Raw genomic sequence first — 16,530 nt, forward strand, 5'->3', positions numbered from 1 at the left:
CAGTCAGGGCCGACGTTAAGGCATGGCATCCAAGCGATCGTCGATGGCCGGCAGCATCTCTTCGGTAAAACGCCGAAGGCGCTCTCGGGCAGGTTCCGCCTTCGCGCCCATGGGGGTGTAGAGGACGATGCCAGCCTGCCGGTGATCCCGGCCCAGGATGACGGCCAACGTTTCAAAGAGTTTGGCGACATAGTCATTGGCGACGTGATGTCCATCGATCCAATACCAGTTCCAGACCAGCAGTTTCTGTCCGGACGACTGGATTTGCGACTCGCTCAAGGTCACGTCTTCTCCCGCGATGCGCGCCTGAGTCGAGCGCCGATACGGCATGCGCCAAACCTCGTCCTTCTGAACCGCCATGACGTTTTGCGAATTGATGAGTTCGCCGTCGGCGTTGCCATAGAAGGCCAGATAGAGCCCGACCGAGTCGGACTCGTGCTGGAAATCCTGCCGCATCTCCAGCGCCGCATCGAGATACCGCGGTGTCCAGTCGGTCTGTGCGCTGGTCAGCGTCCGCCAGCCGGCCTGACCTTGGGGCATCTCGAAGTGAACCGTGTCCATCTGCGTTCTGGAGCGATCGAGAGAGGCGCCAAGCATGGGCCAGAGCGCCAATAGCAGTAAACCCAGGATCAGAATCGCGTGTCCCCTGGCGGCCGACTCCGGGACGGATGCCGAAGGTGGCGTCCGAGGATCCGCAGCCTCCGGCAACGGAGCCTCGGACCAGAGATTACCGATCGCAAAGAGCAGGAACATGACGATGCCGAAAAAGACCCAGCCATAGATCAAATGATCGATCCCGACCGCCAGCTTCATCCCGCTCAGATGTCCGAGCATGACGATCATGTAAGCGCGCAGACCATTGGCAAGAATCGGGACGATCGCGGACAGGACGATGAAGGCGACCCGGCGCCAGAGCGAGCGATAGTTGAGATAGGCATAGAGCACGCCCAGGAACAGCGACGCGATGAGATAGCGGAGACCGCTGCATGCCTCCACCACCGACCAGTCTCCGCTCGGGAGGCTGAAGAAGGTACCTTCCCAAAACACGGGGATTCCGGTCAGGCGCAGCATGCTGACGGTAAAGGTGGCCGTAAACTGCATCAGCGGTTCGATCAGGCCTTCGCCCATCGGGACGGCAAAGAGCAGAAATCCGAGCGGAAAGGCCAGAATCCTGACCGTCGTCCAGCCGAGCGTCATCCAGATCAGGAGTGGGATCAAGAGGACGCCGGCAAGTTGCTCGATCACGGCGACATCGGCCAGATGCGCCAGGAACCAGATCAGTCCGGTCACGCCGAGCAGAGGTAACGCCCGTGGATCGGTCCTAAACGTGGCTTGTTGAAGCGCGAGGCGTTTGCGCCACACCAGAAAGGCGACGATCGGCAGGACAAGAAAACCGTGCGCGAAGGTCTCGGAGCGCCACCAGATGCTGACGATGCTGGCGTAGGTGGACCAGAACAGGGCCAGCAGGGCGGCAATCAGCAGGCACAACCAGAGGAGCCTTGGCCACAAACGCATTTGGCTCACGGATGCCTCATTCCCTTTCATGTCTCATCCTCCAATAGTTCCAGCAGCTTCGGCAGACTGGATTCCCAGGAAAAGTGCGAGACGACAAAGCGACGCGCATCAGCGCCCATGGTCTCGCCGCCCTCGGCCAGGAGCCGCGCCACCTGCTCGACAAAATCGCCGGCGTCTTCGGCAACATGAATCTCTCGGCCCGCCCGCGCGTTGATGCCTTCGAGCGCCTGAGGCGTCGTCACGACCGGTCGGCCCATGGCCATCGCTTCCAGCACCTTGTTCTGAATACCCCTGGCGATGCGCAAGGGAACCGCCACGGCACTTGCGTGCTGCAGATAGGGTCTGACATCGGGCACACTTCCAGTGACCGTCACGCCCGGCAAGCGCTCCAGTTGACGCACGCGGTCGGTCGGATTCATGCCGACGATAAAAAACTCGCATGCCGGGAACCGCTGTCGCAACGCGGGCAGGATCTGGCGGGCAAACCAGTCCGCGCCATCCTCGTTGGCCCAGTAGTCCATTGCCCCGGTAAAGACGATCCGCTGACCGTCGCCGCGAAAGGGCGTGGGACGGTGCGGGTCCGGCGCGAAATAATCGGCGTCCACGCCATTATTGATGCCAAAGACGTAAGACGCACCCTGGCTCGGATTCTGACGGAAGAGCGCCGCCTCCTGCTCGGACACGAAGACACTGGCATCGAAGATGTCCGCGACCCGTCGCTCGAAGTCGCTCAAGCGAGCGGCCTCGCGCCGGTAGATCAAATCCATCGGAAAGCGTTTCGCGGCACTGTATTGACGCCACTTGTCCGAGTCGACATCCACGAAGTCGATGACCCGGCGGGTGTCGTCGAAGTCGTGACCGAGGACATACTGTGCCATGGCCGACGAATACACCAGGACGCGCCGGATGCGATTGTGTTTGCGCAGGGTTCGGATCCACTGTGTGAGTCCAGGCTGGCGATAATAAGGCAGGGTCAATGCCTCGCCGGTGAGAAAGCCCACCAGGCTCCTTGCCTTGGCTCGGCGGGGCGACAGAGTGCCGAACCAGGTGCTGGTACAATACTGGCTCACCTTCGCGCAATAGCGGCGGTCCGAGGGCTGATCGATAAAGGTGCCGAGATGGATCCGATATGCGCGGCTTAGATACTCCAGGATATGAAAGGAGCGGATCTTGTCCCCTTTATTTGGCGGATAGGGGATCCGATGCACCAGAAAGAGCAGATCTTCCATGCCGGAGACGATCCTTAACCGAGATTGCGGGCCAGGATCGGCCCGAGCATCCGGCTGACGGGCAGTGGAAGCCGTTTCCATGCCTCGATAAAGAGCCGGTATTTGGGGTTCAAGGGGTTGACATCGGGCAGGTTTTTGGCACGCACCAGGTAAAATTCATAACTCATGGGTTGTGGCTCGAACCCCCAGTTTCGCTTGAAATCGAAGGAGCCCGTGCCGAGTTTGCTGCGTCCGAAATCGAACAGGCGGCAACCCCGCTCGCTGGCCCGCCGCATCACCTCCCAATACATGAAATCGTTGGCCTTCAAGGCGCGTGCCTGCGCGTTGCCGCCGCCATAGTAGGGCAGTACCTCGTCGCGAAAGTAAAAATTCAGCACGCCAGCAACCACCGCGTTGCCCTGATGAACGGTTAATACCTCGCAAGCGTCGCCGAAGACGTCTTTCAAGGTGCGGAAATAGCGCCTGGAGAAGACCGGCGTGCCGAGATTTCGGACGCTCTCCGAATAGACCTGGTGCACCGCGTCGATTCCGCCATCGAGTCGGCTGACGAGCCCAGCCTGCATGCCCTTACGCACCATGGCCCGTTGCTTGCGCGGAATCGCAAGCAGGTTCTGCTCGGGATCCGGCGCGATCGGCTTGCGGAAGGTGACATAGAGTTCCTTGCGTGGCCAGTTCGCGTGGTGCGATGCGCGATAGCGCAGTTCCAGATGATCGACCCGCAGTTCTTCGGCCAGGCGGCAGGCTTCCGCGTCCAGTCGGTCGCAGACCTCGGCTGAGACGCCAACGCTGCCGCCGTAGACGCAAAAGGGCGTGGAGACGAGGCCGTTGCCGAATAATCGACTGCGCACATGGCCCAGCGGAAGGATGCCGAGAATCTCTCCAGCCGACTCGGCGAACAGATAATGCGCGGAATGACCAAATGCACGTTCGAGCACGTCCTTCCAACCGGCGCGATGGAAAAAGGTTGCCTCTGGCATGCGCTCCACAAAGGCGTCCCAACGGAGCGCATCCTGGGCGGTCAGTTGCCGTATGCAAAGAGACTTGACCGGAATGGTCATTGCGGACTCCATGATTCCTGGAGATCAGGCGGCGCGTGCGGTCGGGTCAATGGGGCCGCTCCTGACTCAGACGCTCCAGCGGTGCTTTTGTCGACGGCGAGAAAGAGACGATCCATGCGATCCCATTGAAAGTCAGTGAGCAGTCGGTTGAGTCGGGCCTCGGTGCGGTGCAGATTCAGGTAGTGACGGAACCGGGTCTTGAATTTCAAACCAACTTGTTGCGGTTGCTCGGGGTCGATTTCCCACGGATGGAAATAAAAGATCGCCGACTCCCGGTCCTGACGATTGACGCGTTCAATTGCCCACCGCGACAGCGCATACGGAAAGAGACGAAAATAACCTCCGCCGCCGCACGGCAGGCGATAGCCCAAAATGTCGGTCGTGGTGATCGGAATCTCGACGAAGGTATCGTCGTCCGCTCGCGGGAAGTAGGCAAAACGCGGCGCGTCGGGGATCCCGTAAAGATCGTGGTGGATGGGGTAGATGCTCGAACTGTAACGATAGCCCGCTTCCCGCAGTTCGTCATGCGCCCAGAGACAGGAACGATCGATCGAGTAACTGGCGGCGCGATAGCCAAGAACTTCCACGCCTCCGATGTCTTCGAGCAGCGTTTTGGTACGACGGATATCTTGGCCGAAGTCAGCGCGATTCTGCTGCGTCACGCGGATATGCTCATAGCCGTGACTGGCCAGTTCGTGCCCGCCATCAACCAGTTCCCGAATGATGCGCGGGAAACGTTCCGCGATCCAGCCAAGCGTAAAGAAGGTTGCCTGCACGCCATGTCGGTTGAGGATCGCCAGGATGCGATCCATGTTGCGTTCGATGCGGCACGGCAGCGAGGACCAGTCGCGACGCTCGATATGAGCTTCAAAGGCGGAGACCTGGAAATAGTCCTCTACATCAATGGTGAAGGCATTGCGTCTGGGGCTTGTGGTCAAATTCGCGTCTTTGGTTACAGGTGTCATAAGGGCGCCAATGCAGGGATCGAATTGACCAGGGAAGCGTTTCAAGCCGGGCGCGGTTTAATCCGACCAACTCATCCGCAATCCGAGCGTGATACGGTTTTCAGTGTAGTCTTCGCCGTCAACGAAACGGTATTGTAGATCGAGGTTGGTGCGTGCCGATAATTGTCTACTCAGACCCGCATCGAAGTTGAAGTAATTGCTCTCCTCCGCATCAAGATCCGCATCCGTGGTGTTTCTGCGTTCGCCACGGTCCCAGCTAAGCGCCATGTTGCTGCTGGTCAGGGTCGTCAGGCGTCGCGACCAGAAGAGACTGGCGCTGGCCGTTTCTTCATCCTGAGTCAGACCTTCGTATTCGCGTAGCACATAGCGAAGGGACGTGCCGAGTGTGCTTCGGCGCGTCTGAAGCGTATAGCCGGCCTGGAAATTATTGCTGACATAGGTCGCCGATGTTGGCGTCGCCTCTCCGGGGCGAACAGCCACCGTGTCCCCCGTCGCTGGAACGATCGGCTTGCCAAATGCGTCCTCGAACGCAAATACTTCGGATTTCCTGCGATCGTTCCTGGCGCTGGAAACATCTCTTGTGTAACTGGCGGTCCATACCGAGCGCTTACTGCGGTGGCTGAAATCCAGGACGGGCGTCCAGCCAAAATAACGCTGGCCAATCCCCAGCCTGACAGAGGTGCGTGTCGTCGGCGTCCAGGTACCTGATGCCTGAAGGTTGGTGCCACTGGTTTCGTTCAATGAGGAATAGTCATTATTCTCGTAACCCGCGCTCGTATCGACCCGCCAGCGTCCGTTGAATCGGTACCCCAGCGAACCGTCCACGTTGCCGAAAGAGTTCGCCGGTCCTTCCTCGAATTCGAAGCGGTCATTTTGGGCGCTGATTCCCCAGCTCAAAGCGCCGAAGGCGGGCCCGCTGGACAGTTCGATTTGACTGCTGAAGCCGGGGCTGTCGTTTCCCTGCTCGGAATACAGGACACCATCGTGCGCAAAACTGACATTCAGTACCGCCTGGCGGCCAAAACGATTCTTGTAACTGGGTGAAATCGAATAGGTATAGGTCGTTTGCAGATTGCCGGTGGGATTCGTCGCATCCCCGCCCGACGGTCCCAGCGAATCGATCAATTCCTGACGCGCGGTCGCGCTGAGGTCAAGGAACAGATGATCCCGATAGAGTTCGGACCGAGCATTGGCCTGTAAACGATGATTCAGCTCATCGCTGTCACTGGCGGAAAGATAGTGAATCAATTGCGGCGAGTAGGCTAGGTTCAGATTGAGCCTGCGTCCGGCTCCCGTGACAACGAAGCCGGGCGCGAGGTCGACAAAAAAACCGCTTCCCCGGTCGTCGGTCGCATCAAGATTGAGGTTATCGGTATAGGTGCCTCGCGTCGTCAACTGCCTGGAGACGGACCAGTCCGCTGGCCAGGCCGGAGACGACACCAGCAGCGCCGACAGGCACAGGGGAAGCGATTGCAAAAATCGCTCGTTCCAGGGTTGTCCTCGCGTCGACATCCAGGGAGATCCCGAACGCTTATCCCGCAGGCAGAGCGTCCGCCTCGGCGGCGCTCGGCGAATGCTGCCCATATCCGTACCCGTACCCGTATCCATAACCATATCCGGTTCCATAACGGTTTCCGATGCTCGGCCGGTATTTGTTCAATATCAGACCCTTAATCTTATTCTCCCCGAGCCGGGTCAGGGCATCGGCGGTCGCATGCTGCACCGTCTCTTCGGCGGCGACCACCAGGATGATCTGTCCCATCATTTCGGCCAAGGCGGCGCTTTCGCTCGCGAGCAGGAGGGGTGGCGAATCGAAGATGACGATCCGATCCCTGTAGCGGGAGGAAAGCTCTTCCATCATCTCCGACATGCGCTCGCTTGCCAGGAGCTCCGTTGCCCGCTCGTGCTTACTGCCCGCCGGCATGACGCGCATGTTCGGAATATCCGTTCTGACCAGCACGTCGGCGATCGATAGATGCGACCCCGCCAGAAGATCGATCAATCCTTGACCCCCCTCGATCCCCAGTCGCTTGGCCGCCGTGGGCTTTGCGACATCGCCGTCCACCAACAGAACAGTGCGATCCCGCTCCATGGCAATGCTCATGGCAAGATTGATGGCGGTAAAGGTTTTGCCTTCGCCAGGCAAGGCACTCGTCACCATGATGAGATTTGCATTGTCGACAATATCCGCGCCCTTTTTATCGACATTGAGCAGTAGAGGGCGCTTGATGAGCCGATATTCCTCGGCGAGTTGGGATCGCTTGGCGTCCGGCGTGAGAATACCGAGTTGACGCAATTTGTCGAGCGCAAGACGGTGTACTTTACCCTGTTCCTGATCCATCGGCGGTGTCTCGGGCCCGCCGCCGACGACCCGATGGTCAACCTTGACTCCCCGATGCCCGTCGCCATTCGCGGGATTGACGTCGGCCAGAGCATTGATCGAGTCGCCCGAGCCCGTGGAGCGGATTTCTTCGTCAACGTTTCGTTCAAGCTTCGATAGCGCTTTTTGGATGGTGCTCACGAAATGTCTCCGCCATGTTGCAAGGTAAGGCCGAGCTAAATCAGGCCCCGTAACACCGGTATGCCAGTCACGACCAGGATGAATGCCAGGATCAGTCCAGTGCTCACCGCAAAAAACGGGATCAACATCATGCGTTCCCGGCGTCGATCCGCATGCGATTGAACGAGCGCGACCGTGCCAAGCACGGGTAGCCCGGTCACGCGATAGAGTTGGCGACGATCGTCGAAGACGGGACGCAGCAGATCCATGGCCAGGGCCGCCGCCAGGCCCACCCCGGTTGCCAGCAGCAGCACAACCCCGGAAAGCGCAATCCGATTTGGCGCGGACGGTTTTTGTGGCACGAAAGGCGGGTCGATGACTCGAAACTTGACTCCCTCCGTCGTCTTTTCGACTTGCGTGGAGAGTCTGGCCGTCTCGCGCCGTTGCAGCAGCGATTGATGCTGTCCGGCAACCGTCGTGTAATTTCTTGTCAATTGCTTCAATTCGGCCTCGATTCGAGGGATGCTGTCGATCTGCTCCTCAAGCTGCTTCACGCGTCTGGTATAGTCTTCGACGCGCGCCCTCATGGCCGCGATTTGAGTATCCGCCTCGCTTAACGCAAGTTGCAGGCTGCCATAAAAGGTGTCGGCCTGCACGCTTCCGATCGCCGACTCGCTACGATTGGTCAGCGTTTGCTGTTTGTTGCGGGCGCGGCTGGCATCGATCAGTCTGCGCAGTTCCAGAACATCCGGATGCTTCTCGGTGTAACGCAAGAGCAGATCCTCAAGTTTTCCCTCTAATGCAGCGATGCGCGGGTCTTCCAACTGTTCCGCGGGCAGATCGTCGATACCGGAAATAAACGCCTGATCCTGCGACGTGATCTGTACGCTGAGTTCTTCACGCTGCTGGATCGCCTCTTGCAGCGCGAGTTCCGAATCCTTGAGTCCTGCCTTCGCCGCTTCCAGATTGCTGTAAAACCCACCCTGATCGCCTGACATCAAGCCGGCATATTTGCGCTTGAAATCGGCGAGTTGGTGCTCCGATTCCTTGAGGCGGGATTCGTATTCGTCGATCTCCTGGTCCAGGAAATCCCGCGCGGTCGTGGATGCCTGCTGGTTTCCGGTCAGTGCCTCTTCGATGAAGACCGACACCAGCGACTGTACGACTTTCTTGGCGCTTTCGGGGTTGCGATGCTGGAAGCGCACGGAATACAGCGATGGATTCGAGCGGTCCCCCGCGATACTGATGCGATTGCCCAGGCTGGAAAGCAGTTGTTCTTTCTGCTGCTCGGTGCGGATGTCCAGATCCAGATCGCTCATGCTCATGATCTTTTCCAGATTGGGACGGCTCAGCAGCATCCTGCTCATCAATGAGACCCGCTGAACCAGATCTGGCTGGACCGTCAGTCCTTGCAGCAGCGGACGAAGCACACTGCTGGTATCGACGAAGACTCTTGCCGAAGCCGTGTATTCGTCGGGCATCCGGGCAACGTAGATCCAACCGGAAATCGCGACCGCCCAGGCGAGCGCGACGGCAAGCCAGCGATAGCGCCACATTCCTCGTGCGTAACCGGAGATCTGAGCCAGAATTTCATGCATGACGGTTCACTTACGGATGATGTACAGGTTTCAAGCGGATCCAGCATCGGGCTGCGCTAGAACCATGCCTCGGGGATAATCAGGATATCGCCGGGCAACAGACTGACATTCTGCGAGATGTCGCCATCGCGAATGAGATCGTCGAGACGCACGGAATACTGACGCTGCTGTCCGCCATCATAGCGAATGAGGACGGATTTGTTTCCCGATGCGAAATCGGTGAGACCGCCGACCTGGATCATGAGATCAAGCAGGGTCATGTGTTTGCGAAATGGGATGGCCGCCGGCTGCATGGCCTCCCCAATGATGCGCACCTGCTGCGTCGGCAAGCCAACGAAGCCGTTGACGATCACCGTCACGATGGGCGAACGGACATAAACGGCGAACAGTTTTTCGAGATCCCGCGCAAGCTGGGAGGGCGTCTTGCCGCTCGCTGGAATGTCCTCGATCAAGGGGGTCGTCAACATGCCGTCTGGGCGTACGGGGACGCTGCCCGATAATTCGGGAAGACCCCAGACGAAGATGTTGACCGAGTCCCCGGGCGCGACCTCATAAAAATAGCCTTCCTGGACCGTCAAGTCCCTCTGTTCGGGCGGAACCGGAGGGAGCTTCTTGTTTTTTATCGCGCATCCCGACGCGAGTAGTATGCACAGACTCGCCAAGATGACGAAGCCTTTGATCGATGAAGAATACATATTCAAAACATTCTCCCGGAAAGCCTTTGTCCTGAACGTCAGTTGATCCGTCGCAAACCTCCCAGCTCCGACTCCCGCGGGAGTGGCCAAGCGCTTACGTGAAGATAGAACAGACCCTGAATTTCCGCTGCATGCCGCGTGCGGGCAGGAGCGGAAAGGCGAAAACCACGAGACGATGACGGTGTGGCGCACTCGTCTCATTGCTCGGGTGAATTTTAGATTATCGTTGTTCGTTATGAATTCTTGATCTCATATTTTTCAAGTAAACCGTATAACGTCGGCCGCGTAACGCCTAACTCCTGAGCCGCCAGGGTGATATTTCCGTTGACCCTCGCGAGCGTCCGCCGGATCGCCTGGGACTCCGCGCGCGCGCGCGCTTCTTGCAGAGTCACCGGAAGGCGGGCTTCAGCATCGACTGGCGCGAGATCCAGGTCTTCCAGCGAGAGCTGCCGCCCTTCCGCCATAATCACTGCCCGTTTGATAAGGCTCTCGATTTCGCGCACGTTGCCGGGCCAGGCATGATGCTCGATCGCCGCCAGTGCCTCTTTCGTGAAACCACGAATGGATTTTCCCATCTGCCGGTTATACTTATCGAGAAAGACCCTGGCGAGTAACAGTGCATCGCCTTCCCGCTCCCGCAGTGGAGGAAGATGAATGGTGACTTCGCCGATCCGATAAAAGAGGTCTTCTCGGAAAACGCCCTCCGCGATGCGCGACTTCAGATCCTGATGCGTGGCGCAGACCACGCGCAGGTCGACCGGGATTTCCTGACGTCCGCCGACCCGCTCGATCACGCGTTCCTGCAGGAACCGAAGCAGTTTGGCTTGTAGTGCCTGGGGAAGATCGCCGATTTCATCCAGAAACAGGGTTCCGCCATCGGCATATTCGATCTTGCCGCGCGTCTGCTTCGCGGCTCCCGTGAAGGCGCCTTTTTCGTATCCGAACAGTTCGCTCTCAAGCAGATTCTCCGGAATCGCCGCGCAATTGATCGCAATCAGTTTACCCTGCGAACGGGAACTCATCTCGTGGAGCGCGCGCGCGAACAACTCTTTCCCGGTGCCGCTTTCGCCCAGGATGAGCACGGTTGCATCGGTTGCCGCGATCTTCTCGACGGTGCGGCAGGCATTCTGCATTTCCGGACTGGTTGCGATCACCCCCCGCAGCGGCGAGTTGAACTCGGAACGCTGGAGCTTGCGGTTCTCCGACTCCAATTCAAACAGCCGATGCGCCCGCTCGATCACCAGATTCAGGGTCTCCGAGTCGATCGGCTTGAGATAAAAATCGTAGGCTCCGAGGCTGATCGCCTTGACCGCATGCCGCCGATCATCATTGCCCGTGACCATGATGACCTTGGTTTCCGGAATGAATGCGAGAATCTCTTCCAGGGTTGCCAGCCCTTCGCTCACGCCACCCGGGTCTGGCGGCAAACCGAGATCGAGGGTGACGACACTGGGACGGTGGCGGTGCATTTGCGCGAGCGCCTCCTGCCGATCCACTGCCTGGAGCACCTGGAAGCCATCGAAACACCATCGCAACTGACTTTGCAGCCCTGGATCGTCTTCGACCACCAGCAGACGCTTGATCGGTTCCTTCAAAACCTTGCCTCTCGTCAATCGTCGCGGGTCTCGGCCGGGCCGCTCGCCGGTTCGTCACAGGGTAAAAAAACTCGAAACAGTGTACCCCGGCCGGGGTGACTACGCACCATCAGATCGCCGCCGAGAAGACGAACGAACTCACGGCTCTCGAATGCCCCGATGCCCATGCCCGTCAGTCCCTTGGTGGAGTCGAAGGGACGAAACAGCCGGTCGCGAATGAACTCGGGCGACATCCCAATCCCATCGTCCTCGATGTCGATCACGGCGTTTCGTCCTTCTCGATCCAGCCGGATACGGACGGAACCGTCCGGTCGGGTGGCTTCTTGGGCGTTTTGGATCAGATGTCCGAAGATGGTTCGCAAGCGTTCTTTGTCGACCTTCATCCGCAGCCCTTCGCGCAACGATTCGGTCTGGGGCTTCGGATTGCGATCGGCATGCGCCGCGATCGCCTCGCGAATCACATCATCCAATCGCACGCAGGTTTGCGGTTCGCCACGGACCCCGTCGCGCAATTGATTCATCAAACGGTTCATGCGTTCGACGGAACTCTTGATCGTCGTGATCACATCCTCAATAAACGCTGGGTTATGCTTGTGTTTCTCGGCATTCGAGACAATCAGCGATTGCTGGGCTAAAAGATTTTTCAGATCGTGGGCCACGTAGGCCGACAGCTGACTGAACGCCTCGAATTGACGCGCGCGGATCAGAGCCTGGTCCGCAAGATGCTGGGCGACATAACTCGCCGCCTGATGCCCGGCGGTCCTGAGCAGAGAGCGATCCTCCCAATTGAACGAACGCTTGATACGAGAGCGGGCAAGCACGACAAAGCCGCACATCTGGTCGCGGAAAAGCAGCGGAATGATCAGCCAGGCAGCGGGCAATTCTTCCAACCATTCTGGCAGATCGAAGTCCTCATAGAGTTCTGGCCGTAAGCGGTACTCATCGAGATCGACAACCCAGCCGAGACGCATCATAAAATGGACCATCGGATGCTCCGCCGGCTGAACCAGGATCCCGGGCTCCGGCAGATTGACCCGCTCCATCAACTCGTAGACACCGTATTCGTTCATGACCCAGAGCATCCCGCCAGGACTGTCGACGATCCCCCCCAGCGCGGTCACGATGGCTTCGGGAAGGCTGGCGCCCCGGCGCGACAAGGCCTCGGTGAAGCGCAGCCACTCCTCGCGATAGTCGTACTTGAAGCTGAAGAAATGCCTGCTAAGCAGGACGCGCATCTGCGCTCGCCACTGTCCAGAGAACAGCAGCAGTAGCAGGAATATACCGGCCGAAAACAGAAAGGCGATCTGCAGCAGGGCGCCCCAGGTGCCGCCGAAATAACGGATGTAATATCCCGCTGCCGCCATCGCCATGAGATAGATGCCGGCGCCGGACAGGGTTGCGGAATGAAAAACCACATGGCGCGAAACATGCACTTCCAGCGACCAACTGGGGTTGCGGGCCGCCGAGACGGCAATCAGCGGGACAATCAGTGCGTTGACGATCCCACGCGCCTCCCATAGGCCGGGATCGATCCGGTGCATCAACAGAGCATCCGAGTAGAAAAAAAGGTCGTAGGCAAAGACCGCTCCCAGCCCGAGACAAAGGTGTTTGATCTCTCCGCGTTTCTCCAGGCGCCGGTTGCGGAATACCTGCTCGACCAGCAGTAACCCGACGATGGCTTGCAGGGTCCAGCCAAGCAGGGTTGCATTGGTGGCCATCGAAGATGCCCGATCCAGACTCGCAACGATGGCTGGCAGCACAACGGTCAGTAGGCCGCCGAGCCCGATCATCCCCCATGCGGCCCGGATCCAGAGTCGGCTGGCTTGCTGTTCGTGGTCGGCGACGAGAATGTGTGCGAGAAAGATGAGCCAGGCGCCATTCCGCGCTAATTCGACGATCGCGGGCAATTGTGCCGGCAAGCGGAGATCGCTGAGCAGGATGGCGTTCACCATCGCCCAGGCAGCGGTTGCGACCGCCGCCAGCACAGCGAAGAGTCCCATCAGACGACCGCGCCAGGAGGTAATGAGCAGCACGGTCAGCAGCAGATAAGCGAGCAGGGCCGCGAGATAGCTAAAGAGTCCGACCGTCATGTCTCAGCGATGCAATCCTGTGGCAACCGATAAAAGGCGGAGCCGGCTGTCCGCCGGCGATGGGGTTTACGGCAACGCGGCGCAGTTTGGAGTGCGGCGTTAATTCTCGCCGTGGGAAACCGACAATTCCACCATTCTGCCCTCCGACTGGGAGGTCTCGTGGCGATTCCCCATGGTCTCCAGGTCGCGTGGACCACGGCCCTCGACGCGCAGACGCTCCCGAGGCGCGCCATGCTCGACCAGATAATCGGCGACAGCGTTCGCCCGCCGGCGCGAAAGATTAAGATTGTACGCGGCATCTCCGTAACGATCCGAGTAGCCGACAACCCAGGCGATGGCCTCACTGGACCGATTCAGCGCGGCGATCGCCTCGGCGAGCATCGGTTCGAAACGCGCGTCGACAGCCGTACTGTTCCAGCCGAACAGAACATACGAGGTCATGGGTTCTGGCGGTTGCGCATCGGACGGCTCAAGCTCGGGTTCAAGGGTCGCGATGGCATCGTCGTCAGTTGGTTCGGTTGGATCGGCAGTGCGTTCGTCGGCCGCAACCCGTCTTTCTTTCCCGGCTGCATCCCACGCGCGGGGTGTCAAATCCGGCTGCGTCAAGCCGCTCCGAGGTTTCCCGGCGGTATCGGCGGCGACGGCAGCGGGAGACGAAGTTACCTCCTCTGACAGCGATGGGGAGGGGTTCGTCGCGCTCGTCCGCGATTCCTGAACGGGGATCTCGGTGGACGCGGTGTCTGCTGTCGGTTCCGTATCCGATTGTGACTCAACCAATGCGATCGGCTCAAGCGGAGAGGATGACCCACCGTCCACCCCTAGCGCTGCCGGACTACTGGTAACGGCCATGCCTGTCGTCGGCCGCGGCGCAACGGAGGATGGACGCGCTTGATCGAGACTGTCCAAGGCGGCGGGCACGCTCGGGGGTGGCAACTCCCCGGACTGATCCGGCGATCTGCTCCAGCGGGTTCTGACCTCCATGGTGGCGGCGCCGATCCATTGCTCGACCTTGTCCGTCAGTGGCTTCCAGGCGACGGGTTCCAGTAGATAGAATGCCGCCACCGATCCCATCAGTCCGAGCCCGAACACGAACCCCAGGCCAAGAAACCAGGGCCGGGCGCGCGATGAACCGAACCCGGACGGAACTGCGGACGGCGCGCTCGCGATTGTCTCCATGACATCCGCCGTCCAACCGGTATCATCCTCGCGCTCCAGAATCTGGCCCAACTGAGGGATTTCGTTCGGCCTCGGTTCAGCCCGAGCCGCTGGCTCGGATATCGCGTCGTCCAGAGGCAAGGTCCGAAGCGGCTCCTGCCTTGTCTCGGCCAGGACGCTGGACGGAGGCGACTCCTGACCCGATGGCTCGCCGGACGCTGGCGTCCGAACCGGAGCTGGGGGCGAATGCCGGTGCGCATCCGTCGCGTTGCCGGCATGTCTTGCGACGGTCTCCCGGCTTTGCGCGGGGGGCATCGACAGACCGGTATCGATCCGAGACCAGTCGACGTCAGAATTGCTCCCGGTGGCAGGCACAACGTCGGCCTGTCCCTGTTCGACGGCATCCAGAGTCGACATCCCTTCGAACTTTTCCGGAAGGTCGCCGACGGACGAAAACGTTCGCGGCGCCAATTCCTCCTGCCGCAGTTCGCCCAGCACGAATTCTGCGTCCGCGAGGCTGATGACATGCAACTCCTCGATGAAACCATGCAGCATCAGCCGGCTGCAGAACAGGTTGATCATGCGGGGCAGGCCGCCGCTGAAGCCATGAATCGTTTGCATGACGCCGGGCTTGAACGCGGGATCGCCGCGCCAGTCGGCCTTCGCCAACCGATGCTGAATGTAACCGACCGTCTCCAGGGGGCCAAGCGGCTCCAGATGCCAGGCCGCCAGCAAGCGCTGATGGAGTTGCTCCATCTCCCGACTGCGCACCAGATCCCGCAGTGATTCCTGACCGATCAGCACGATCTGCAGCAGTGGCTGTCCGGAATGCTGAAGGTTGGTCAGCAGGCGTAATTCCTCCAACGCCGACGCCGACAGATCCTGCGACTCATCGATGATGAGCAGCGCGCGCTTGCCGTGCTGATATTGCTGACGCAGAAACTCCATCAGGCTTTGCAGCACCATTGCCTTGTTCGACGCTTTGGAACCCAGCCCGAATGCGTAAGCCGTCATGCGCAGGAGATCTTCGGCGCCCAGCCGCGTACTCGTCAGCATCGCCACCTTGATATCCCTGCCCGCAAGACGATCGAGCAGATCGTAGACCAGCGTCGTCTTGCCCGTGCCCGGCTTGCCGGTGATCATCACAAAGCCTTCGGCGCGATGGAGCGCGTAGTCGATGTAGGCCTTGGCTCTCGCGAAATTCTCGTGATTGAAGCAGAAACGGTGATCCGGGCTCAGGCGGAAAGGATCCGCGGTCAGGCCATAAAAACGCTCATACATACTCAAAGTTCCTTGACGATCCTGGCAAGGCGGGCAGTCGTCGGCGCGCCAGGTATTGACGTTGGATCGTGATTCGCCATGCTTTGGCCTCGATTCGGAGAGAGACGGAAATCCGCCTGAGCATTGTTTATCTCCCGTCAACCATACGCAAGGTTTCGCGGAGGCACCGCGCGGTGTGATCGATGACTGTCAAATTTGACAGCGGACCTGTCAAGTCCCGACACATCGGGGGTGTCCAGAGTGCGTCTCCCGCCCCCGTCTTACGGGCGATAGGGGGCAGGCGTGAGTCGAAATGGCGGTTTTCGTCTGGCTGCGGCTGAAGCCGGACATGCATGCGAGATCGCTCCAGGAAGAGGCAGGTCGACGCGCGTTCGGTCAGGGCCAGGTAATTGGTACGCTCGATGCATGTCGGTTGACGGAGACTCGCTACCGAACATGAGGTTTCCGGTCTCGACATCCTAAACGATAGCGAACGTCGCTGCGGCAAAGGTTCGACCCCGCGCCTTGCAGATGTGGCTTAACCCGTGTCCGGCGAGTTCCCCTTGGTGGGGAAAAGCCTATACGCACGACGACCATGCGGAGCATCCAATGACTGAAACGGCCAGTTATGCCAGCATCCAAAATCTCGCGGTCAATGAGCGCATCAAATACTATGAGCAGGAACTGAGTCTATTGAACCAGCCAGCCACTTTTCGTGAGAAAGTTCTGGTCAATGTGTACCGCTGCCTGCTTCAAGGTTGCGTTCGTCAGAGCGACTCCAAGGCCAGTCTTGCTGGTTAAGGCGATTTCCCGTAGGAACCCGCTTGCGGGCGACGTGACATGCTAAAGGTGTCTTCCGTGCGCTCACCT

12 protein-coding genes are annotated in these 16,530 nt (G+C 59.5%); 1 reads left to right on the forward strand and 11 read right to left on the reverse strand.

The features are described 5' to 3' along the window. Positions 1–15: 15 nt before the first annotated feature. The 11 genes from xrtA to THIVI_RS23080 all read right to left on the reverse strand — a co-directional run bounded on the left by xrtA (position 16) and on the right by THIVI_RS23080 (position 15,681). Positions 16–1,515, reverse strand: coding sequence for an exosortase A (gene xrtA, locus THIVI_RS20545; protein ID WP_245537457.1), 1,500 nt, complete (start codon positions 1,513–1,515; stop codon positions 16–18). A 26-nt stretch (positions 1,516–1,541) separates the two neighbouring features. Next, the gene (locus tag THIVI_RS20550) at positions 1,542–2,744 is read right to left on the reverse strand and encodes a TIGR03087 family PEP-CTERM/XrtA system glycosyltransferase (RefSeq protein WP_014780447.1); all 1,203 of its coding nucleotides are present in this window, start codon (positions 2,742–2,744) and stop codon (positions 1,542–1,544) included. 14 nt (positions 2,745–2,758) lie between these two features. Beyond that, positions 2,759–3,802: a FemAB family XrtA/PEP-CTERM system-associated protein gene (locus tag THIVI_RS20555; RefSeq protein ID WP_014780448.1), complete on the reverse strand. Its 1,044-nt coding sequence runs from the start codon at positions 3,800–3,802 to the stop codon at positions 2,759–2,761. Continuing rightward, the gene (locus THIVI_RS20560) at positions 3,799–4,767 is read right to left on the reverse strand and encodes an XrtA system polysaccharide deacetylase (protein WP_014780449.1); all 969 of its coding nucleotides are present in this window, start codon (positions 4,765–4,767) and stop codon (positions 3,799–3,801) included. The genes THIVI_RS20555 and THIVI_RS20560 overlap by 4 nt, the downstream gene beginning before the upstream one ends. Positions 4,768–4,824: 57 nt before the next feature. Further along, complete coding sequence (locus THIVI_RS20565; RefSeq protein ID WP_014780450.1) at positions 4,825–6,279, reverse strand: TIGR03016 family PEP-CTERM system-associated outer membrane protein; 1,455 nt, start codon at positions 6,277–6,279, stop codon at positions 4,825–4,827. Positions 6,280–6,298: 19 nt separating this feature from the next. Then, the gene (locus THIVI_RS20570; RefSeq protein WP_014780451.1) at positions 6,299–7,288 is read right to left on the reverse strand and encodes an XrtA-associated tyrosine autokinase; all 990 of its coding nucleotides are present in this window, start codon (positions 7,286–7,288) and stop codon (positions 6,299–6,301) included. Positions 7,289–7,323: 35 nt separating this feature from the next. After that, positions 7,324–8,865, reverse strand: coding sequence for an XrtA system polysaccharide chain length determinant (locus THIVI_RS20575; protein WP_014780452.1), 1,542 nt, complete (start codon positions 8,863–8,865; stop codon positions 7,324–7,326). Between the two features lie 56 nt (positions 8,866–8,921). Further along, positions 8,922–9,560, reverse strand: a complete 639-nt coding sequence (locus THIVI_RS20580; protein WP_014780453.1) for an XrtA/PEP-CTERM system exopolysaccharide export protein — start codon at positions 9,558–9,560, stop codon at positions 8,922–8,924. 233 nt (positions 9,561–9,793) lie between these two features. Further along, positions 9,794–11,155: a PEP-CTERM-box response regulator transcription factor gene (gene prsR / locus THIVI_RS20585; RefSeq protein ID WP_014780454.1), complete on the reverse strand. Its 1,362-nt coding sequence runs from the start codon at positions 11,153–11,155 to the stop codon at positions 9,794–9,796. A 14-nt stretch (positions 11,156–11,169) separates the two neighbouring features. Then, entirely contained in the window at positions 11,170–13,245 is a 2,076-nt protein-coding gene (prsK, locus tag THIVI_RS20590) for an XrtA/PEP-CTERM system histidine kinase PrsK (protein ID WP_014780455.1), read from the reverse strand. Positions 13,246–13,344: 99 nt separating this feature from the next. Further along, complete coding sequence (locus THIVI_RS23080) at positions 13,345–15,681, reverse strand: AAA family ATPase (RefSeq protein WP_014780456.1); 2,337 nt, start codon at positions 15,679–15,681, stop codon at positions 13,345–13,347. 588 nt (positions 15,682–16,269) lie between these two features. Between THIVI_RS23080 and THIVI_RS20600 the strand changes: the two genes are divergently transcribed. After that, a complete protein-coding gene (locus tag THIVI_RS20600) occupies positions 16,270–16,461 on the forward strand; it encodes a hypothetical protein (protein ID WP_014780458.1) in 192 nt (63 codons plus the stop codon). Positions 16,462–16,530: the final 69 nt, after the last annotated feature.

It is taken from the genome of Thiocystis violascens DSM 198, from assembly GCF_000227745.2.
GTDB lineage: Bacteria > Pseudomonadota > Gammaproteobacteria > Chromatiales > Chromatiaceae > Chromatium > Chromatium violascens.

Bases quoted from the DNA above. Each gene is read 5' to 3' on its own strand.
- xrtA (WP_245537457.1), bottom strand. From the start codon at position 1,515: ATGCGTTTGTGGCCAAGGCTCCTCTGGTTGTGCCTGCTGATTGCCGCC.
- THIVI_RS20550 (WP_014780447.1), bottom strand. From the start codon at position 2,744: ATGGAAGATCTGCTCTTTCTGGTGCATCGGATCCCCTATCCGCCAAAT.
- THIVI_RS20555 (WP_014780448.1), bottom strand. From the start codon at position 3,802: ATGACCATTCCGGTCAAGTCTCTTTGCATACGGCAACTGACCGCCCAG.
- THIVI_RS20560 (WP_014780449.1), bottom strand. From the start codon at position 4,767: ATGACACCTGTAACCAAAGACGCGAATTTGACCACAAGCCCCAGACGC.
- THIVI_RS20565 (WP_014780450.1), bottom strand. From the start codon at position 6,279: ATGTCGACGCGAGGACAACCCTGGAACGAGCGATTTTTGCAATCGCTT.
- THIVI_RS20575 (WP_014780452.1), bottom strand. From the start codon at position 8,865: ATGCATGAAATTCTGGCTCAGATCTCCGGTTACGCACGAGGAATGTGG.
- THIVI_RS20580 (WP_014780453.1), bottom strand. From the start codon at position 9,560: ATGTATTCTTCATCGATCAAAGGCTTCGTCATCTTGGCGAGTCTGTGC.
- prsK (WP_014780455.1), bottom strand. From the start codon at position 13,245: ATGACGGTCGGACTCTTTAGCTATCTCGCGGCCCTGCTCGCTTATCTG.
- THIVI_RS23080 (WP_014780456.1), bottom strand. From the start codon at position 15,681: ATGTATGAGCGTTTTTATGGCCTGACCGCGGATCCTTTCCGCCTGAGC.
- THIVI_RS20600 (WP_014780458.1), top strand. From the start codon at position 16,270: ATGACTGAAACGGCCAGTTATGCCAGCATCCAAAATCTCGCGGTCAAT.